Annotated in this window: 16 protein-coding genes and 1 pseudogene; 11 read left to right on the top strand and 6 right to left on the bottom strand. The window is 59.1% G+C overall.

What is annotated here, in order from left to right; translation table 11 throughout:
* Positions 1 to 4 precede the first annotated feature (4 nt).
* From AB4Y40_RS41195 to AB4Y40_RS41175, 5 genes are all read right to left on the bottom strand, one after another.
* On the bottom strand, positions 5 to 217 hold the full coding sequence (locus AB4Y40_RS41195; RefSeq protein WP_368692756.1) for a hypothetical protein: 213 nt from the start codon (positions 215 to 217) through the stop codon (positions 5 to 7).
* 1,065 nt (positions 218 to 1,282) lie between these two features.
* Positions 1,283 to 2,095 (bottom strand): class I SAM-dependent methyltransferase, encoded by an 813-nt coding sequence (locus tag AB4Y40_RS41190; RefSeq protein ID WP_368692755.1) that lies wholly within the window; start codon positions 2,093 to 2,095, stop codon positions 1,283 to 1,285.
* 306 nt (positions 2,096 to 2,401) lie between these two features.
* Positions 2,402 to 3,028, bottom strand: a complete 627-nt coding sequence (locus tag AB4Y40_RS41185) for a tyrosine-type recombinase/integrase (protein ID WP_368692754.1) — start codon at positions 3,026 to 3,028, stop codon at positions 2,402 to 2,404.
* A gap of 323 nt (positions 3,029 to 3,351) precedes the next feature.
* Positions 3,352 to 4,053, bottom strand: coding sequence for an alpha/beta fold hydrolase (locus AB4Y40_RS41180; RefSeq protein ID WP_368692753.1), 702 nt, complete (start codon positions 4,051 to 4,053; stop codon positions 3,352 to 3,354).
* A 147-nt stretch (positions 4,054 to 4,200) separates the two neighbouring features.
* Positions 4,201 to 4,455, bottom strand: coding sequence for a hypothetical protein (locus AB4Y40_RS41175; RefSeq protein ID WP_368692752.1), 255 nt, complete (start codon positions 4,453 to 4,455; stop codon positions 4,201 to 4,203).
* Positions 4,456 to 4,581: 126 nt separating this feature from the next.
* Between AB4Y40_RS41175 and AB4Y40_RS41170 the strand changes: the two genes are divergently transcribed.
* Both AB4Y40_RS41170 and AB4Y40_RS41165 read left to right on the top strand, forming a co-directional pair.
* Positions 4,582 to 5,502 carry a LysR family transcriptional regulator gene (locus AB4Y40_RS41170; RefSeq protein ID WP_368692751.1) on the top strand — a complete coding sequence of 307 codons (921 nt, stop codon included), beginning with the start codon at positions 4,582 to 4,584 and terminating at the stop codon, positions 5,500 to 5,502.
* 1,066 nt (positions 5,503 to 6,568) lie between these two features.
* The gene (locus AB4Y40_RS41165) at positions 6,569 to 7,450 is read left to right on the top strand and encodes a hypothetical protein (RefSeq protein ID WP_368692750.1); all 882 of its coding nucleotides are present in this window, start codon (positions 6,569 to 6,571) and stop codon (positions 7,448 to 7,450) included.
* A gap of 255 nt (positions 7,451 to 7,705) precedes the next feature.
* On the opposite strand, the gene AB4Y40_RS41160 is transcribed toward AB4Y40_RS41165, so the two are convergent.
* A complete protein-coding gene (locus tag AB4Y40_RS41160; RefSeq protein ID WP_368692773.1) occupies positions 7,706 to 8,449 on the bottom strand; it encodes a PAS domain-containing protein in 744 nt (247 codons plus the stop codon).
* A gap of 880 nt (positions 8,450 to 9,329) precedes the next feature.
* On the opposite strand from AB4Y40_RS41160, the gene AB4Y40_RS41155 reads away from it, so the two are divergent.
* The 9 genes and pseudogenes from AB4Y40_RS41155 to AB4Y40_RS41115 all read left to right on the top strand — a co-directional run.
* The gene (locus tag AB4Y40_RS41155) at positions 9,330 to 11,702 is read left to right on the top strand and encodes a DUF2345 domain-containing protein (protein WP_368692749.1); all 2,373 of its coding nucleotides are present in this window, start codon (positions 9,330 to 9,332) and stop codon (positions 11,700 to 11,702) included.
* Positions 11,703 to 11,775: 73 nt separating this feature from the next.
* Entirely contained in the window at positions 11,776 to 14,190 is a 2,415-nt protein-coding gene (locus tag AB4Y40_RS41150) for a hypothetical protein (protein ID WP_368692748.1), read from the top strand.
* Positions 14,191 to 14,192: 2 nt separating this feature from the next.
* Entirely contained in the window at positions 14,193 to 14,846 is a 654-nt protein-coding gene (locus AB4Y40_RS41145) for a hypothetical protein (protein WP_368692747.1), read from the top strand.
* A gap of 102 nt (positions 14,847 to 14,948) precedes the next feature.
* Positions 14,949 to 16,085 carry a hypothetical protein gene (locus tag AB4Y40_RS41140; protein WP_368692746.1) on the top strand — a complete coding sequence of 379 codons (1,137 nt, stop codon included), beginning with the start codon at positions 14,949 to 14,951 and terminating at the stop codon, positions 16,083 to 16,085.
* Positions 16,086 to 16,094: 9 nt separating this feature from the next.
* The gene (locus tag AB4Y40_RS41135; RefSeq protein WP_368692745.1) at positions 16,095 to 16,850 is read left to right on the top strand and encodes a hypothetical protein; all 756 of its coding nucleotides are present in this window, start codon (positions 16,095 to 16,097) and stop codon (positions 16,848 to 16,850) included.
* Positions 16,847 to 17,575: a hypothetical protein gene (locus AB4Y40_RS41130; RefSeq protein ID WP_368692744.1), complete on the top strand. Its 729-nt coding sequence runs from the start codon at positions 16,847 to 16,849 to the stop codon at positions 17,573 to 17,575. Before AB4Y40_RS41135 ends, AB4Y40_RS41130 begins: the two co-directional genes overlap by 4 nt.
* 31 nt (positions 17,576 to 17,606) lie before the next feature.
* Positions 17,607 to 17,867, top strand: a complete 261-nt coding sequence (locus AB4Y40_RS41125; protein WP_368692743.1) for a PAAR domain-containing protein — start codon at positions 17,607 to 17,609, stop codon at positions 17,865 to 17,867.
* 83 nt (positions 17,868 to 17,950) lie between these two features.
* Complete coding sequence (locus tag AB4Y40_RS41120; RefSeq protein WP_368692742.1) at positions 17,951 to 19,141, top strand: hypothetical protein; 1,191 nt, start codon at positions 17,951 to 17,953, stop codon at positions 19,139 to 19,141.
* A pseudogene (locus AB4Y40_RS41115) lies at positions 19,125 to 19,660 on the top strand (type VI secretion protein VasK); the annotation flags it as partial. The gene AB4Y40_RS41120 and the pseudogene AB4Y40_RS41115, both read left to right, overlap by 17 nt.

The following is a 19,660-nucleotide window of genomic DNA, read 5'->3' as shown; positions in this document are numbered from 1 at the left end:
GGCATTAATTCGGCGGACCGGGCAGCGGCAGGGTCGACGGCGAGACCGATGTCGTCGAGCCGTTCGAGTCGTCAATGACCTCGGCGCCCGTCACGATCTTGCACTGCTGCAGCGCTCCTTCCGAGGTGTTGATGGCGCGCAGCACCGGCCGCGCGAGGGCTGGCCCGCTGGCGAGCGGATGAAAATCCAGCATGCTCGCCACGCCGGGTGTCAGCATGAACTCCTGCTGCAGGGGCACGCCGTAGCCATTCGTGAGCGTCTGCCCGTTCGTGTCGACAAAGCTCAGCTCGACCCGGCAGGGGTCCTGGGGTAGTTGGCTTAGCCACGCTCACCGCGCTAAAGCGCGCCGTCTGGCTCGACACGACCCTGAGGATGCCGATCGACGCGTCACTCCCGCACGCAGTCCGGGTGCCACACGGATCCGGAGGCTCCGCGACTGCCGTCACGCCGCTTGCCGTGTCGTAAATTTCGTGGCTCGCAACCATCACCCGGTAATCTGGGAAAAAGCGCTGGCTTGTGGACAGATTTAGGCTAGATCAGGGTCATGGATAACTCAACCCTCGCAGCGGAAAATGGCGTTTTCCACGTGTGCAATGGCGCTGCGGCATGGCGATGTCAATGGCGTGACGTCCTACCGACTCCAGTTCAGTTTCTCGTGACGGTCCGTGTCCTTTTGAATTGCGAATTTAATTTCACCTTTTCGGTGCACTGCGTGCTTCCCGGTCCGGACAGTGTTGCCTTCGGATTTCAAACAGGTGAGGCATACCTCAAGTCGCTAAGTCATGCTCGTATTCCAGGTGCTGCCGACAACGTTTTCTTGCCGGGATTCCTTTCTTTCAGCAACAAGGAAGCCGCGCGAAGGGAGTGACGACGACGTCAGATCGATGAAGGCGTGCTTCAGTCGCAGACGAGGGCGCGTGGGCGCAGCCGTGGGTGTGTGGGGCACGCGGAGGCCTGATATGCATGCGACGGATGCATCTGGCAGACAGCGCACCGTGAACCGATTCCAACGCGAATGACTGCCGTCCCGCGAGAATTGACCGCCTGAGTGTCTATCTGCTTATGCGGGCGAACGTCAGGAACTGGCCGTGTTCTGGCCGAAGGCGACTGGGAGCACCTGGCCGCCACTGCGCCGTCGGCGAGTGGACCAAGTCGGCCGTTGCTGCCCTTCGGGTACTCTCGGCGACTGTCACTACCGCGATTCAAGGCGGCCTTCCGCCTCACGCCGCAGGGTCGGACGCAACCGGTGTAACCCAGCTTCGGGTTCAGTGCCGACAGCTGCTCAGGGCTTTCTGGCGGATGCGAGCACACACGGCATCGGAACTTGCACCTCACCGTTGGTCGTATACGATGCGACGTCGTCGGCCACTGCTTTCTGGATCGCAGCCAGCGCCTGTGGCGACTGCGCCCTCAAGATCGCAGCGACGCGCACGCCGCCGCGCATCAGGACGTCGAAAGGCGTTTCGGGTGCGCGAAGACGCAACGTCTGACTGACTATCTTAATGCAGGGTTCAACGAAGCCCGCTTCAAGCAGCGCACGTTCCGACTCGTGCGAATCGCTGAAACGGAAGAACGGAGGCCCAGGCGGTAGCTGGACATCCATGCGGCCGTGCTCCTCAATGGCCTTGAGCACCATGCGGAATCCAACAGCCTGGTCAGGCGACGCCCAAACAGTGAAAGCGATTCTGCCACCCGGGCGCAGCACCCGAAACGCTTCGGTGAGCGCAGCCTCGGGACGAGCGAAATGGAGCATTCCGAAGCTGATGCCGACCGCGTCAAAACTCATATCCTCGAAAGGCAGCTTTTCGGCGCCCCCGGGACGGAACGTGAGGGAGGGAAAAAGCCGTCTCGCTTGCTGGACCATCGCGTCCGCGAAATCGACGCCTACTACATCGGCGCCACGACGCGCCGCCGCTGCCGCTAGATAGCCAGGGCCCGACGCGACATCAAGGAACTGGACGCTGGCACCGACGTCAAGCGCATCGAGCAGCGCATCATTGGACTGCGTCGTCAGTTCACCAAAATACGAGTGATATGGCTGCGCGACTGTTTCCCAGCCCCGAAGCTCAAAGACGCTGAATTCGTCATGTTCCATGGCAAACATCCATCACGGCTCGGCCGGGTGCATGCCGACATCGGGTCGAAGCGTTCCCAGCCGACGCATGCTGAATAGGTTAGTGTCCCTCGGCCGGTTATACAAGGCTGAATGGGGGTTCATCAATTCGCCCTGACAGACGGAGACCTTGGAGCAATACAGTGAACCTTGTCGTATGTGAAGTCGTGGCCGGAAGGCTTAGTGTCCGCAATACGCACCCACTCTCCCACCTTAAACGGACGGTCGCGAGCATGGATCTGGTGGCCCCTGCTGGCCGGCAAGCGTCCGCTCGCCGGCCAGTTGCCTTCATACTTCGGTTTGCTCTGCCATCTCAAGGGCGTCGTCCACTTCAATGCCGAGGTAGCGAACGGTACTCTCGAGCTTGGTGTGGCCGAGCAACAACTGCACAGCCCGAAGGTTCTTCGTTCGCCGGTAGATCAAGGAAGCCTTCGTGCGGCGCATGGGATGGGTGCCGTACGCTGTATCGTCGAGTCCGATCGAGCCGATCCATCGGTGGACCAGCCGAGCATATTGCCGCGTCGAGATATGCGGCGACGCGTGCAGCCGACTCGGAAATAGATAGTCGTCTGGTTTCAATCTCCGCGCCTTTATCCAGGCTTCGATGCTCTGGCGAGTCTGCTCTGCGATCTCGAACTGGACCGGACGTTGCGTCTTTTGCTGCATGACAATTGCTCGCGATCCGACGTGGCTACCCTGGCAGATCTCTTGCACTAGCAGTCGCGTCAGGTCACACGCCCGAAGCTTGCTATCAATCGCAAGATTGAACATTGCCAACTCGCGGATGTTCGAAGACATCTGCAGTCTCGTGCGAATCGCCCAGATTTCCGGAAGCTTCAAAGGCGGTTTCTGCCCAGTAAGCTTGCCCTTGTTCCATGGCACTCGGGCGCCGGCGGCGCGTTTCTCCGTCTCCATGACAATCTCCTTCCAAAGTTGGAGGGAGATCCAGTGTGCGCGTCGGCCGGTGGACGCTGACCGGTTGCGGTCGTCGGGGCCGCCGGATTCGGCGCTCCGTAGCGGCCGTTCAACGTCGCAATTGAGCTGGATCGCGCAGCGAGATCGGAATGACGGACTGGTTGCTCAGCAATTCAGAAGCCATCTACAAGCGTTCGCCTGGCGCTGACGCGGCACGCTCGCCTGCGATGACTTCTCGGGCCACAAGGAACCGTTCGACAAGGGCGTGATGGAGGTTGACTGCCTCGCCAATGCTTCCGAGCTTCGCGGCGCGTACAGGACGCCTATCCCCGTTTCGCAGCAACCTCGGCGGCGGCCTTGCGAATTGCTGCGAGCACTTCGTTGGGGCACGAGAGCATCGGGACGTGACTGCTCTTGACTTCCACGATCGTGGCGCCCATGCGCTTCGCGTAGGTGCGCTGCAACTCGGGATGGACGGTGTGATCCTCGGTTGCGAGGATATACGTGGAAGGCTTCGACTTCCAGGCGTTTCCGTCCAGCTTGTGGGTGAACAGGTCCGCCGCCGGCGCGAAGTGGGTCGCATAGACGCCCCCTTGTTCTTCTGCGGACAGGTCACCAGCGAAAGCCGCGGGCCCGTCGGGTTTCAGCCAGACTCGGCCATCGGCGACTTCGACGTGAGTGAAGATGTCCGTCGTCGGAAACTTCTCCTGTTGTTGCTGCGCGGTCTCCGTCTCGTCCGGGCATAGCGCCGCGATGTAGACTAGCGCGGCAACGCGGGGGTCCATGCCGGCGTAGGTGATCACGGCGCCGCCGTAGGAGTGGCCGACGAGAAGGATCGGCTCGCTAACGCGGCCGAATGTGCGAATGGTTGCCTCCACGTCGCCTTTCACCGAGTCGAGGCCGTACTGCGCCGCCATCACTTCGTGGCCATCCGCTCGCAGCGCCGGGATCAGCTTGTTGAAACACGAGCCGTCGGCCCAGATGCCGTGGCAAAACACGATGCTTGGCTTGTGCGATGCGTTCACTTTGCTTACTCCTTTCAATGGAAAAGCGATGCCTGCCTCCAGGCTGGTGCCGGCGACAAGCAACTGGCGACGAGTCGTACCAGAACTCGTCAGAGGTACTTGTTCATTTACGATTGGCTCCGCACTGCGCAAACAGTTGCGGCGGCTTCAGCATCCGGGATCGCGCCAAACATGTCGCCGAGTGCAGCCGTACGAATGGAAGATGAGGGGCACCGGGCCGACTCGCCGGTCGAGTGCGCTGCGCCGCGCGGGGACGTCGCCGGCGTGCTTTTTGGAGCCGTACTGCGCCGCGATCACCTCGTATCCTTCGGCACGCAGGATCGGAATGACTTTGGCGAAGCACGGTCCATCTGCCCAGATGCCGTGAATGAAGACGATGCCGACTTTGCTTGGCGTGCGCATGGTGGCGTTCCTCGGTCGAAGCAATCTTTGACTAGCGATACCGACAAAATCAGCCTATACGCAGGCGGGCCATGCAGGAAATACTTTTGATGCTGCAAGCATACCGTTGAGGCATGGGAGGCTCGGATGGACCTTCGTCATCTCCACTTTTTCGTGGCCATCGCCGAAGAGGGCAGTCTGTCAAGCGCGGCCGAGCGCCGGCTGCATACCGCGCAGCCGTCACTTAGCCGGCAGATGCGGGACCTGGAGGCCGAAGTCGGTGCCCGGCTGATGGAACGTCATGCTCGCGGCGTCGCGCTCACGCCCGCGGGGCTTGTATTCCTCGATCACGTGCGGCTCGCATTGGCGCAGATCGAGGTCGCCTGCGAAGCGGCGCGCCGTTGCGAAGGGCCCAGGAAGCAGGGTTTCGTCATCGGCTTCCTGCTCGGGCAGGAAGCGGTCTGGCTGCGTGAGGCATTGCGCATCCTCCGCGAGGAGGAGTGCGATGTCGAGATCACACTCGTGACCAAGTCGTCGCCGGAGCTCGCTAACGCCCTAATGCGGGGCGAGCTTGACGTCGCACTTCTGCGGCACGAGGCGCTGACCGCCGGCCTCGTATTTAAGCACCTAGTGAAGGAGCCGTTGGTAGTGATCCTGCCGAAGCACCATCGCCTCGCCGCGCGCAAAGCTGTTCGGCCGCAGGACCTCGCGGCCGAGGCGTTCGTCAGTACGGCACGAATCGCGCCAGTGCTGAAGGGCGTGATCGACGCCTACGCGGCCGAGATCGGCATCACGCTTAGGCAGACCTACGATGCCGAGACCTTGTCTGGGGGCATGTCGCTGGTGGCATCGACCGGGGGCTTCACCCTGCTGCCGCAGTACGTACGTAACGCACTGATCCCGACCGTCGTCGCGCGCCCGTTGTCCGGTACCGCACCGATGATCGACCTGATGCTGGGCTACGCGAAGACGAATCCCTCGCCGTTGCTCCAGCGCTTCGTGGCACGCGCCGATGAACTGATCGCCGGCTCCTTGCCGGGCACAGACACACCCGTCCTGCTGACGTGATGTAACCCCGGCCAATGTTCTCGTACGTATACTGTTTCATTGGCTTTGGAGCGCTTCCCCGCACGCCTCGCCCGACCGCTTCTGGGCAACGTTCCCAGCGCACTCAGCGCCGTCGCGCGTTCGGTCGGGTTGCTACCTTCCTGCAGGCGCCGGTCATCGTGCCCTGGGAGAAGCTCGCCGCTCCATACTACGTTGATGGTCCTCGTTCCTTCCGGACGTCGCAGCAGAAATAGCGGCGCCCAGACGCTCACCTACGATGTGCCAGAACGGCAATGGCGCCACGCAAGAGGCATACTTCGCATTTCAACTGCTCCGAAGCTGACGCACGTGGCCGACCGCTATTGGCCGACTATCGTCTGGCGCAATCGGCGTTAGTCGACTCCGTGCGGTCGTTGGTCCCGGTCATCAAGTCAACTACCGCTATAGGCTGTTCAGCGAAGCTGGCTTCGGCTGTCCGGGCTACTCGCGGCGTCTCGTCATGTTTTCCTTCGTTAGCTTGCCGTCGGCCAGTGGAGTCGGGAAGCATCAGGTTCCCTGAAGGACTATCATCCCAGCCGCCTCCGCAGATTCATTGAACTAGGCGGGGAAATGCGCCAGATCTTCGTCGATGACTTCGTGCAAGAGGATAGTCCGAGAGGCCGGTGAGGTGAGCTTCTACTTGGTTCATCGAGGCTCACGAGTCTTTTGCGGCCGCCAAAACTGTGTTCAGTGTTAGCTTTTTTTGTCCGGCGATTATCTTCGCGCCGCCTATACTGAATTCGGCGCCAACCTGAGTCGTTCTCTGGACTCGCCAAGGTTTGCTCCGCAACGGCATGTCTGCCTACTTGAGAGCATGCGATCGCCCGGCGGAGCGTGACTGCTACGCCCGACGACGTCAATACTGCCCAGCTCATCAGTGAAATTCCAGGCGCCCACCACACCGTAGTGGCTGCGCTCGTTTTCCGCACCGGTTATTCCCGTACGACACGGTAAATCGTCGGCATTGCGGAGTGGCTTTTTTAGTTTATTCCCAAACGTTAAAGGTGGATCGTGCTTACTTAAATCGCTTATTGTGAAGAGGTACGAAATGAAGAATAAACATCTATATCTTCCTGCAGCAGCAGTCACCCTTCTCTGTCTCAGCAGCCCGGCCTGGGCAGGCAACGCCTGCGCTGCGCTCAGTGCGATTTATCAGTCGATGCCGGTCGGAAATCCAAATGCGCCCTCTGTGATGAAAGGGCTTCGCGGGGCCCTGAAGACCTGCCGTTCCCAGCTTGCAGCGCTTTCACCCGCAGCTGCCGCGTCGCCCGCGGCGCCTGCTGCTGACGGTAGGTTTGTCATCTTCGACGTACCGGGCGAGGACACCTCGTATGGGCCGGTTCTCGCCGCCATCAATAATGCTGGCGCCGTCGCCGGCTACTACCTGGATGCTGGCTTCGCGGAACACAGCTTCCTGCGGGCTCCTGATGGCACGATCACAACCTTCGATCCGCCAGGCACAGCGTGCACGCCGGGAGCGTTTTGCAGCACGGCCATTGGCATCACACCAGGCGGCGTGGTCATGGGTTCTTACGTGGACTTGACGGGAGGACATGGCTATCTGCGCACGCCGGACGGACAGTTTCAGACGTTCGACGTTCTCGGCTCGAACAACAGTACCGATCCACAAGGTATCAACGCAGCAGGTTCGGTCACCGGGGTTTATACCGGCAGTGGTGGGCTGTTTCACGGATTCCTGAGACAAGCTAACGGGATCTACACGACATTCGATCCGCCAAGCTCGTCTACACCTGGCCGACCGATATCAGTTCATCGGGCTCGATCGTCGGGTATTACCTTGAGGCCGACCCGGGCCTGGTTATCGGATTCGTTCGGACAACAAATGGGAGCTTCACCCCGTTTAATGCCCCGAACGGCGGATTCCTCAACACCGCCCCAACGATTGCGATCAATGCTCAGGGCACGGTAACGGGAAGTTTTTGCAATGACGCACTGTGTGACGTGGCCCTCGGGTTCCTGCGCGCAAACGACGGAACGATGACGGTTTTCGCGGCGCCTGGCGACAATATATTGACCGGGCCAGACGCGATAAATGCCGCGGGTGACACCACTGGGTGGTCCCTCCTCTCAGACTTCTCTGCGCTGCACGGTTTTGTCCGCTCGCACCAGGGAACGATTGCCACCATTGACCCGCCAGGATCAAGCTTTACTTTCCCGTTCGCGATCAACGACCCGGGGGCGGTCGCGGGCAACTTCTGCGACCCCACACAGACGACGTGCCATGGTTTCGTGTGGATCCCACACCGTTAATTAAACTCTGCACCAACCTGCTCATCTGGTAAGGTGAGCAGGTCTTTTTCAGCCCACGGTCTGGCGACGCAAGCCAGGGTGGCCACCTGCGATGCGTAGCCCCGAGCAGGCGCACGCGCAGTGTACTGTCGGCTGAAGTCGACCCGGAGAAGACGCTTGGCCCCGGTACACTACACCGCCTGCATCTGAGCAGGTAGGTCTGCGTCTTCATGGTGGGATGCACGAAGCGCGCAAGCCGCCCCACCATGTCCTTGCGCACGATTGCGCGTGCCTGCAGATGGTGCGCCTGCCGGCCGGCTCTTTGCTCCGCGAGCAAGGTCGCATACAGCGCCTCGGCAGCGCGAACCTGATCGCGCGAAGCGGCGGTGTGAACGGCCCGGTACGCAACGACATACTGCCCTTCGATGATGGGCGTGACGCCGGTTTGCACCCAGCAATGCCGCCCCTTGCTGAAGCGGTTCTTCAGCACGCCGACCCATGGCTCGCGCTTTTTCAGCGTGGCCCACATGTCGCGATACACCTCGGCGGGCATGTCGGGGTGGCGCACGACGTTATGAGGCTGCCCGATCAGGGCTTCGCGGGAAAGTCCGCTGGCTTCGATAAATGCGTCGTTGCAGTAGGTGATCACGCCGCGCGTGTCGGTGGTGGAAACGAGCAGTTTCCCGGGTGGGAGAGCGGCTTCTCCCTGCTAGTTGGGTCGGGTCGATGATTCGGTGTGCACTCGTGGTCTCCGTCGCTTTTTGATTGGGTTGTCCCGCTGTCCGATGCTTATCGGCCGGTGTTTTCGATCATGAATGGGGCGGTTCGAGGGGAAAAAAACGTTGCCGCGGCGGAGGAGGGCGATAAATGGAGCGGAGCGTTGGGGCGTGGGCCGGGGTGCTGGGGCTGAAACGTCCACGGCATAAGGATCGCGGGCGAAAAGGTGGCGTGCGCAACGAGTTTATGCGAGTGCTGGCAGGCATAGCACCCGATAAGTTCTTCGCAAGTCTCCCAAAGCAGATTCGATACGGGCCGTTCGAAACGCCAAAAGTCGACGGAGACGGCACATTCCGAATGACGTGGCGTAGCCCGGTCTCCTCCACTGCGTCACGTCAGTTGAGAGCAGACGTGATACGAGTCCAGTTTCGCTAGCTCGAGCTAGAACCCGGCGAGATCTGGTGCAAATGCAATTCGCATTGCGTCCAGCCGTGATCCAGGCTTGGCCGCGTGGATCGCAGAACTCGCTTGCCTGCTCCGCAGGCTGCGCGCCCATTCTCTAATTGGCGGCCCGACGCTGGGGTTCGGCGCCCTGCGGTTACAAACGAAGCTCGGGCTGCTTTTGCGCAACGAGGTTCCGCTTGATCGGCTACCGCGAAATTCTGTCTTAAAAAATAGAAGGACTACGATTTATTGTCATTTAACAGGGTTGTTGAAGATTCCAGGAAAGGCCGCTGCCTGGTGATTGACGGACAGTGCTTGCAGCCCTAGATTTTTCGCGCGATAGCTGCGGACGCAACGATTTTGTTTTCGTTCCTTTCAACCGCACAGGAAAGCGTGGAATGAATGCTCTCTCGAAGAATTTCACCGATGCGCTGCGACACCCGAGCGTGCGCCTGTCCCAGCATTTCAGGCTGTGGATCGGCAAGCAGGAGAATGATCTCGATGTGCTCGACTTCAAGGTGCGCGGCGGATTCTGCAAGGACTACGTCGTCATTGTCACGGTCACGTCTGCGCGCCTCGACATCGACGGCAAGGACTACGTCGGGCGGCGCGCGGGCCTGCAGGTCGACGAGCGCGCCGCGGTGCCCTCGGCGAACTGGACGACGCCTGCCGATCATGCGGCGGCCACTTTCAATGGGGTGGTGACGCGCTGGAGACGGATCCGCACAAGCCGCGACGAGGCGGCCTACGAGGTCCGCATCGAACCGCGCTTTGCTGCGCTCGGCAAGCGCATGGTCCACTCCGATGTGCTCGCCGATGTCACGTTCGAGGAGATGGTCAGGAAGAAGCTGGTCGACGGGCAAAACTTCGACGCCTTCGATGTCGAGTTCCATCTCGAAGGGCCGCAGGAAAAGATGCAGCAGATCGTGATGTACGAGGAGTCGGTTTGGCACTTCATCGCGCGCCATGCGAAGCGCAAGGGCATTTTCTGGTTTTACCGGCAGGAGCGCGGCGAGAACGGATTGCTCGATATCCTCGTATTCGCGAACAATCCGCGCGCCTATATCCGCTCGGTCAACTTGCCGTTGCTGGCCAGCGCGGGACTGCAGAGCAACTCGCACGAGGCGGCGCAGGCGGTCCACGAACAGCGCACGCTGGTGCCTGCGACGATCGAGGTGTGGGAGCGCAACTACCGCACGCCTGAGGAACCGCTACGGGCCACAGCAAGCGTCTCCGGGGAGACGGACGACTGCTCGGTATACGGGCAGATCAGCCGCAGCGCAGAGTTCCATCTGACGCAGCAGCAGGGCGAGACACTCGCGCAGACTCGACGCGACGAGCAAGTCGCGCGTCAGGTGACGCTCGCTGGCGCTAGCGACGCGAAGGGCATTGCACCGGGCGTAGTGATCAAGCTGACCAACGCGAAGATGCCGAGCGCCGAATACGGCTTCGTGGTGACGTCGTTCAAGATGAAGGGAAGCCGCACGAAGCCCGCTTTTGCGCGCTTCAAGGCGATGCCCGCGCATCTGACGTACCGGCCGGCGTTTGACTACGAGCGGGACTGGCGATTTCTGACGGGGCCTGTCGTCGGCGTGGTCACTACCCTGGACTCGGCCCCCTACGCATACGTCGACGAATACGGGCGTTATCCCGTTGTACCGAAGTTCCTGCAGGGCTCGGGGAACACCAGTAACAAGCTGTTGAACCTGCGCCTGCTGCGTCCGTCATCGTCCTACCAGGGCGGCTTCCATTCGCCGCTGCTTCCCGCCACCGAGGTTTTGCTCGACGGGGCCCACGGCGATATCGATCGTCTCCATATAGCTGGCGCCCTGCACGATTTTTCGCACCCTGATGTGGTACGAAGCACCGACGCGCTTTTTAGCTATGCAATCTGGCGCTCGCCGCTCCTCGGGGCCGAGATCGTTTTCAACGACCTGAAGGGCAAGGAAAGCGCGCGTATCGCGACGGTCTACAGCCAGTCTGCGATCAACCAGGGCTACCTGCTCAACAGCAAAAAGCTCCTTCGCGGGGAAGGGTACGAATTTACCTCGAAGTCGTGGGGCACGATGCGCGCGGCGAGGGGGCTGTTCTTCTCGGCGGACGCGGCGGCCGGACCGGATACGCCGCACCTTGAGATGCCTGCCGCCGTCGCGCAACTCAAGGCGGCGCTGCAGCGCGTAACGGACCTCGCGGCGGCGACGACGCAGGCGGGAGCTGATCCTGCCGACCGCGCGACGCAATCGGCGCTGCTCGACGGGCTGAACCAGCTTCGTGACGCGGGGTTGCTCGCGAGCGCCCCGGCAGGCATGGCCTTCGTGACGCCTCGCTCGGCCCAGCACTCGGCTGGCGAAAACATGATCGTTACGGCGGGCCAGCATCTGGACGTCAGCATCGTCAGGCGGCTACGGATGGCGGCAGGCGAACTGATTTCGCTATGCGCGCACAAGCTCGGTATCAACCTGACCGCCGCGAAGGGGAAGTTTACGGCGGTGGCGCTCAGCGACGGCATGGACCTGTTCGCGCAGAAGCAGCTCCGCATCGCGAGCGAGAGCGCGGACGTCCAGGTCGCAGCGAAGTCGAAAATCACGCTCAACAGCGGCGGGGCCTCGCTCGTGATCGAGAACGGCAACATGACCTTCCATTGCCCTGGCGCGTTCACCATCAAGGCAGGCTCGTTCACGTTCGTTGGACCCGACAACGTGCCGACCCAGCTGCCGTCCCTGCCGAAAAGCAGCCTGAAGATTTCCGAACCGTATTCGTCATCCCACTGAAGCCATGATCATCAGCCCTCCCTTTCTTCCGGCGTCGGGCCAGACGGCCAGCGACGCGTCGAAACCGGACCCCATGATGGATCTCATCGACCAATTCGAGATTGGCCATCACGGGGTCTGGCCGGTCACCTTCGACCGGCGTTCTCATTGCGCTATCCATCTGCATCCTGGCACGCAGGGCGCGGGCCACGCAGAGCCGGTGCGCGCGATCGCCGATGGGGAAGTTGTCGCCTACCGGGTCTGCAAGAACGGCATCTCGGACGGCGCGACCGATTCGAAGACCGGGCAGCCTTTGCTGAACTCGAATGCCGGCTTCGTTCTGCTGCGGCACACGACCGACACGGGCGAGGGACGCACGCTCGCGTATTACTCGCTCTACATGCACCTGCTGGACATGACCAGCCAGGAGGATATTGTTCCCCAACCCAACGATCCGCCGGAGACCGGCTCGGCGAACGCGCTACCCAAATGGCTGCTCGATACGGCAGGGGGCAAGGATGGGATGGTCCAGATGGGCGGCACGAAGAGGGTGTACCGCAGGGACATGCTCGGCTACGTCGGCCAGCATCAGGGCGTGGCGCATCTTCACTTCGAAATCTTCATGGAAGACGGCAATTTCACGGCCTGGTTCGACACGGTACAGATCGGGCTGAAAAAACCGGCTCAGCCAACCACGAGTGACTGTTGGGGGCACAGCTATTTCGTCATTTCCGGCCCGCAGGAGTTCTATCCGCAGCCTGCGGGCATGGATGAGACCTGGTTTCCGCGCGTGCCGGGCGGCTCACTTGGTGCAGGCGATACGCTCTATGTCGAGGCATGGTTCGACAAGGGGCAGCGTTTTACGCGCGCGTGGATCGATAGGGGTGGCAGTGGCATCGTGGCCTTGCTTACGCCCGACCCCGTTGCGGATCCGTACGACAACGCCCAAAAGCATTACGAATACGACCTGTATGAACGCGCGATGGCCCTCTATCCGGCATGTCCGAGCGATGGCTATGAGATGCTGCGGTTTGGACGCATTCTATCGGAACATTCAACGCTGACGCAGGCGGCTTGTGCAACCTGGATCGCAGTGCCATTCGACGAGAATGGCACGCTGGGCTATGTCAACATCGCGCCGGACGCCATCAAGAAGCTGTCCGACGCGGATTTCCCGTTCTTTACGGGTTGGCAAAAGGTGGATGATGACAACACGCCGTTCAACGACGCCGGGCGATGTGATTACGCGACGCTTTGCGGGTTGACGGGCATTCAGGATTCGCTGCCGTCGGCGCAACCGCTCGAAGTCGATCCGAACAACAACAATGACGTCAACCTGCAGCTTGCCAGCTACGTGCAGAACACGGATGGCGTGGACGAAAAGCTTCGGGGGATGGTGTTCAAGGCGCGTAGCGAGTGGGATCCGTCCAACAACGAGGAACGCTACAAGGACCTGAACGATCCGTATGGTTTCTTTGGCAAGCAGAAGGATACCAATCCCGACGGGTACAAAAACTTCACGGACTTCCTGAGCAAGTTCCAGTTTCTGGACAAGACGCCCCTTGCCGGGCAGCAACTCTGGTTCTTCCATCCGCTTGCGTTTATCCGGCATTTCAGGAAGTGTGCGTGGTTAAGTGCGAGCGAATTCAAACAACTGTTACCGACTGAAGTCCTGCGCGAAGCCGGAGCACACGGGCTCTATTACGAAGACGTGGCCTATTCGAGGCGTCGAGCAGATCTCGCTAAAACACATCGGATTCCGTTAAATTGTGCTTTGCGAAAATACACCATTTCTACACCTGAACGTATGGCGGCGTTCTTTGGAAATTCTTTGCAGGAAACCCAATGGTTTGAAAAATTGCATGAGAACAATCGTAGTGAGTGGTACTACCCATGGGATGGTCGAGGATTTCTTCAGCTTACGCATTCGTCAAATTACATCGGTTACTGGGATTTTCGGGGACGTAAGGGCCAGATATCACAAACAACACGTGACGCCTTGGCACATGCTCAGGCTCAAGCCAATCAACATCGGGCGCAGGCCCAAATGTATTTAGCTGACCCGGTCAGTGGCGTGACGCTCGTGATGATCGGGTGGCGCGAGCAAGTCAGTGCCGAGGGCCAGCCTGTAACGCTTGAAGACACCGTTGCTCCCGCCGATAGCGCAGGGTACTACTGGGCCAAGATGGGCATGGCTCGTTACGCTGATAAACCGATCGCATTGGAGCGGCGTGCAATAACTGCCAGGCGACCACCTGATCCCCATCATTCCCATCCGAACTCGCCAGTTGGAAAGGTCTATTACCACAGCATGAATTTTCGGGACGCATCAGCTGTTGTGAATCTCCCCAGTACGGTAGGACAACCCAATAGACCTTTTAACGGTTACATCGCCCGGTGCGTGGCTTACGCGCAGGCGCTAGCGGTGCTGGCCGAAGTCAAATTTCCAGATGCGTCTGGGGTTCCCTCACTGGGGTTTCCTGAGGGACGTATTCCTCGGAGAGATTGAACATGCGTGACAAATTGCGTGTAGTTTTGCTTGGGATCATTTTCGTAATCATCCCATTCGTCTCGTATGCTACGGATAGCGCCGTTGCAATTGCCGAGCCATCTAGGCTCGTGGTCGACATGGGGCAAAAATGTGTTATCAGCGTCAAGGACTATTTCAAAGGTCATCTAGCCAGCGGAATGCCATTGAATGCGTCTTACTGGACAGAAGAACCACCCGTTAAAGCGCCGATGTTGAAGTTTGGCATAAATTTCGTTTGCACCCGCTTGATGGATCAATCCAAAGAGGAGATCGCACGGCAGCATGGTGCTGTCTATGACGGAAATAGAAAAAATTGGGTCCCTTACTTCGATAGCGAAAGAAATGAAAAACTTTTGAGCGAATTCACCAAAGTGGGTAACCTGGATGCAGTCAACGGGAACGGATTTTATGTAATCCAAGACGATCGGGATGGCGATCCGGCGCAGCGTGAGCGCTACCTGTCATTTTGTATTTTTCACGGAGCCATCGCCTTGTGCGGAGGTGAACCCGTTATGTACCTTAGCGATCCAAAGAGTAATCTGCTCCCATACGCTCTTGATATTCTTCGCAGCGTCGAATTTATTGACTTTTCAGGGCGAAATTCCGCGCCAGCAAGTATCCCTGTTGACCAGTGACGCTTATCCGATGAAAAAATATGGCAACAGAGCCGCCGGTTGACACAAACGGTAATCCAGTGACGGATTGCGGAAACGGTAAAACATGGAGTGTCGGAAATAATGAAAAATAAAATTGCGATATACCAACCGCTCACGCCATTCAAGCGTCATTGGAGAAGCGGAAGCTATGAAAGGATATTCATTTTCGTGAAAAAACCGGCTCAGCCAACCACGAGTGACTATTGGGGGCACAGCTATTTCGTCATTTCCGGCCCGCAGGAGTTCTATCCGCAGCCTGCGGGCATGGATGAGACCTGGTTTCCGCGCGTGCCGGGCGGCTCACTTGGTGCAGGCGATACGCTCTATGTCGAGGCATGGTTCGACAAGGGGCAGCGTTTTACGCGCGCGTGGATCGATAGGGGTGGCAGTGGCATCGTGGCCTTGCTTACGCCCGACCCCGTTGCGGATCCGTACGACAACGCCCAAAAGCATTACGAATACGACCTGTATGAACGCGCGATGGCCCTCTATCCGGCATGTCCGAGCGATGGCTATGAGATGCTGCGGTTTGGACGCATTCTATCGGAACATTCAACGCTGACGCAGGCGGCTTGTGCAACCTGGATCGCAGTGCCATTCGACGAGAATGGCACGCTGGGCTATGTCAACATCGCGCCGGACGCCATCAAGAAGCTGTCCGACGCGGATTTCCCGTTCTTTACGGGTTGGCAAAAGGTGGATGATGACAACACGCCGTTCAACGACGCCGGGCGATGTGATTACGCGACGCTTTGCGGGTTGACGGGCATTCAGGATTCGCTGCCGTCGGCGCAACCGCTCGAAGTCGATCCGAACAACAACAATGACGTCAACCTGCAGCTTGCCAGCTACGTGCAGAACACGGATGGCGTGGACGAAAAGCTTCGGGGGATGGTGTTCAAGGCGCGTAGCGAGTGGGATCCGTCCAACAACGAGGAACGCTACAAGGACCTGAACGATCCGTATGGTTTCTTTGGCAAGCAGAAGGATACCAATCCCGACGGGTACAAAAACTTCACGGACTTCCTGAGCAAGTTCCAGTTTCTGGACAAGACGCCCCTTGCCGGGCAGCAACTCTGGTTCTTCCATCCGCTTGCGTTTATTCGCCACTTCAGAAAGTGTGGGTGGCTAAGTCGCCAGGAACTTCAGCACCTGCTTCCAAAAAATGTTGTACAAAAAGCCACGCCGTGGAAGTGGCAAACGGTACACCTTAGTTGAGCTGCTTCCATGTTGGCAGCAGATAATCCGAATGCCATTAAGAGGCGCTTGGAACTCAACAACGCGATCCGCAAATACGGGATTCAATCGCCCGCGCGTATGGCGTCTTTCTTTGGAAATGCAACAGAGGAGACGCAATGGTTCCAAAAATACCATGAGGGATCACCATTTTGGTACGCTCCATGGGATGGGCGAGGAATGCTTCAGCTCACACACGCCACAAATTATATTAAATATTGGAAATTCAAAGGGATTGCAGTAAGTGCAACGGTGGAGGACGTCCTGAAGCAGCATACCCAGATGGCTGACCAAAGCAGAACATTGCCCAATGGTCATAAGGGGATGTACGATTCGATGCATTACCTTAGAGATACATCTACGCATATTCCGGCCGACCTTATCGAAAAAAGAGAGGCGATGGCGAACCCATTTGAAGCAGCGGATAGCGCGGGCTGTTATTGGGCTTGGTCGGGTGCAGCATGTTGCGCAGACGAGTACTGGACTAATCAATCCAGTGAATACAGTCCGCTCTCAACGGACCACGGAATAAAATACTTCTACATAAACGGGGCGTTTGGTAAGGTCGCAGCCACAATAAACACTGGCAAGCCAAGTAGTAACTATAATTCGGTGTGGGACATACAGTCTCGGTTTTTGTCATTCGCTAACGCACAAATAATACTATTCGATGTAACTAGCTTCCCGCAGCCGGACGGGAGTACATCTATTTTCCCGGTTGGTTTCGGGCGCGTGGAGGAATCGTGAAGCATTACATAACAATCTTTGTGGCTGGTTGGCTCGCTGTTGCATGCTTTTCTGGTGAAGCATTAGCCGATGATGGCGTGAGGACGTTGGGGGTGGGCACAAGCACACTCACGGCAGATGGACCAACATCGGTGCAAGTAAAAATGGGCGACTGCAAGTTTTCGATGACTCTGAAAAAGGGCGAGCATATTAAATACAACGATCCAGATCTCATAATTTATCGCGCAGACGCTCCGCTGCCTGATCGGGAACTTCCATTCCTTCAGCAGGCGCAAATGTATTCTGGGTATGACTGGTGGTTTGAGAAACGCGGGACTGCACATGTGCCGTGGATTGGCTTTATGTGCGAAAACACTGCAGATTTTAAGTGGTCTCCCGATAATGCACAAACCGATATTTCTCAAGAGATGCAGGATATTATGAGCGCTAACTCATTGAGGTGTCCAGCAGATTTTGACGGGAAGAAATGGAGTCCGCTTCGGAAGAGTGGGGTGGTGAATTTTGGAAATATCGATGTGCCCGGCGCAAATGGGTTTGTTGTCGACATTGAATCGAAAGATGGGATTCAAGGATCGCGATTTTGTTTCGTCAAAGGCAAGAACGTTTTGATTGGTGTGTCTGGCGGGGGGGCGGATATTCAGAGCGAAGGTAACTCGAAGGATGGTTTTCTCCCTACTCTCTTGCGAAGTGTTCAATTTAAATGCGCTGCTATGCCGGCGCAGTAACAATAGTCGAAATCAATTATTTAACTAGTATATGCAATCTCCTATCCGTACAGGCGACAAACTCGAACACGGCGGCGAAGTCACAGGCGGCTCACCGTGGTTCGAGGTTATGGGTCGCCCGCTCGCCCGGAAGGGCGACGAAGCGATCTGCGAGCAGCATGGGCCAACCACCATTGACGAGGGCTGCGCAAAATTTCCCGATCGCGACGGCAAGGAGGTTGCCTTCCATCATTACCGCTGCGCGTGCGGCTGCCGTCTGCTCTCGTCGCTCATGAATTTCAACATCGAGTAATGCCGGTCGATCTTTCTCCCGCCGGACGCCCCAGCGGATATCCGTCCAGGATGCGTTTCTGGCCATGGGCGGTGACGTGGTTCATGTGTAACGTGCTCGGTTCGCTATTCGTGTTGTTTTCTTGGCCGAAGGGTGAGCCGGCGCGTGGCCTCGAGTTCTGGAACTGGATGGTCGGCGCACCGAACGGCGTGTTCCTGGTTCTGGTCGGTTTCGCCCGGGCAGGTTACGAGGTCCTGTGGTATCGCGCGTACTGGCACAACCATCATCGCGACCGCTGGCTCAAGGAGAGGATCCGGTTCGCGCAGCGTCCGCTGCACGTAGTTGGCACCGGGTATTGCCTACCGCTGGCGGGTAAGTCCCTTACCGAAGCTCTTGCAGGCAAGCGCTCGCTCCTCAAGATGCAGAGTGCCCGACATGGCTCGGGCAAGGTCTCGTGCAATCGTTTCGAGGCCTGTGACCCGTTGCTGGCCGGGCTGCCGGTGGCGGGAGAAGAGGAAAGCGAGGGCGACGACGCCGTGCTGCTGGAGGTCGCCCCCGCTGTTCAGATGATCCGTGTTGCGCTCGAACCTTTAGTCGGCAATATCCAGGCGTTGACGCGATACGAAAAACCGTACTGGCCGCAGGTACGCGTGCTGGCGGGGCCGGAGACTGCGACCCTGCGCCTGACGCAGGTTCGGGAAGCGTTGCGGCTGGCGGCGCTGTCGCCACTTGATGTTCAGGCCGTCCCCGCGACCGATGGTCTGCTGGTAGCCGACGGCTGGCTCGACGCCCACGATCACCGTCCGCTGCTTGCGGTCGCCGCAGCATGGTACGACGATGCCATCGACGAAGGCTGTGGCGAAGGTTGTGCCGCCGTGCTGCTCGATCCCGGTTACTTCAGGCTCCCGCCGGAAGTCTGCCACAAGGCTGCGCTGCACCGTCCAGTCCAGGCAATCGATGGTGAGGCCGGGTACGGTTTTGCGAATGCCGCTATCTGGGGCAAGGCTAAGGCCGCAGAGGTAACGCGCGCGTGGATCACGCGCCCGGTAGAGCACAGCGACCGCGCCCTCGCTGCCGCTGGTTTTCAGGCCGCGTCGAAGGACGCCGCACAGTACCGGCTCGATCGTATTGTCGGCAACGTGGGTACCGCAAACGGCTTGCTGGCGATTGCGGCCGCCATCGAGGCTGGCGCTGCAGACGGCCCGCAACTGGTTGTCGACGGCTTGCAGTCAGCCATCCTCCACGTCATACCAGCAGAACAACCCAACGCCTCCACACATGACGACTCAAAATAACCTCAAGAACATGGAGCCCGAAGCCGTGGCCAGCAATCCGACTCTGAGCCGCGCGGCGATCTGGGGCATGCCCCTCGCAGCGCTCGTCCTCGCCATTGCCGCACTCCTGTTGGTCTGGTTCGGGAATGACCGTCTTGGTATCGCCGATGGCGCACCTCGCGCGCGGCTACTGGTCGGCATCCCGATCGTGCTGGTTTTCGTCGTGATCGCGCATCTGTTCGCGGTATCGACGGGTGCATGTGGCTGGGCCGCCAGACTGTTCCGCTCGGAAACCGGAGACCGCACGAAGGCAGCAAAGCCGCTCAAGCGCGACGCCCGGCTACAACGCATGGCCGAGGAACTACGCGTCGCTCATGGCTGGTTCTGGCGCTACCGTCTGCGCTGGCTGATGGTCGACGGCAGCGACGAGCGGGTCGATCAGGTTGCGCCCGGGCTCAAGCAGGCGGGCGTCATGCACGTCGGCGAAACCGTCCTCGTTCACGCCGCGCCGGACGGTATCGAGAAAGAAAAGTGGCTCGG

The sequence above is a fragment of the Paraburkholderia sp. EG287B genome, assembly GCF_040965595.1.
Lineage (GTDB): Bacteria > Pseudomonadota > Gammaproteobacteria > Burkholderiales > Burkholderiaceae > Paraburkholderia.
Note: the sequence above shows the minus strand (reverse complement) of the source record. Positions and strands in the feature narration are given on the sequence as shown.

What these genes read in the sequence shown, in the direction of transcription:
- AB4Y40_RS41140 (WP_368692746.1), top strand. Translation starts at nt 14,949, where the DNA reads ATGAAAAATAAAATTGCGATATACCAACCGCTCACGCCATTCAAGCGT.
- AB4Y40_RS41185 (WP_368692754.1), bottom strand. Translation starts at nt 3,028, where the DNA reads ATGGAGACGGAGAAACGCGCCGCCGGCGCCCGAGTGCCATGGAACAAG.
- AB4Y40_RS41155 (WP_368692749.1), top strand. Translation starts at nt 9,330, where the DNA reads ATGAATGCTCTCTCGAAGAATTTCACCGATGCGCTGCGACACCCGAGC.
- AB4Y40_RS41195 (WP_368692756.1), bottom strand. Translation starts at nt 217, where the DNA reads ATGCTGACACCCGGCGTGGCGAGCATGCTGGATTTTCATCCGCTCGCC.
- AB4Y40_RS41150 (WP_368692748.1), top strand. Translation starts at nt 11,776, where the DNA reads ATGATGGATCTCATCGACCAATTCGAGATTGGCCATCACGGGGTCTGG.
- AB4Y40_RS41125 (WP_368692743.1), top strand. Translation starts at nt 17,607, where the DNA reads ATGCAATCTCCTATCCGTACAGGCGACAAACTCGAACACGGCGGCGAA.
- AB4Y40_RS41170 (WP_368692751.1), top strand. Translation starts at nt 4,582, where the DNA reads ATGGACCTTCGTCATCTCCACTTTTTCGTGGCCATCGCCGAAGAGGGC.
- AB4Y40_RS41135 (WP_368692745.1), top strand. Translation starts at nt 16,095, where the DNA reads ATGTTGGCAGCAGATAATCCGAATGCCATTAAGAGGCGCTTGGAACTC.
- AB4Y40_RS41165 (WP_368692750.1), top strand. Translation starts at nt 6,569, where the DNA reads ATGAAGAATAAACATCTATATCTTCCTGCAGCAGCAGTCACCCTTCTC.
- AB4Y40_RS41190 (WP_368692755.1), bottom strand. Translation starts at nt 2,095, where the DNA reads ATGGAACATGACGAATTCAGCGTCTTTGAGCTTCGGGGCTGGGAAACA.
- AB4Y40_RS41145 (WP_368692747.1), top strand. Translation starts at nt 14,193, where the DNA reads ATGCGTGACAAATTGCGTGTAGTTTTGCTTGGGATCATTTTCGTAATC.
- AB4Y40_RS41120 (WP_368692742.1), top strand. Translation starts at nt 17,951, where the DNA reads ATGTGTAACGTGCTCGGTTCGCTATTCGTGTTGTTTTCTTGGCCGAAG.
- AB4Y40_RS41175 (WP_368692752.1), bottom strand. Translation starts at nt 4,455, where the DNA reads ATGCGCACGCCAAGCAAAGTCGGCATCGTCTTCATTCACGGCATCTGG.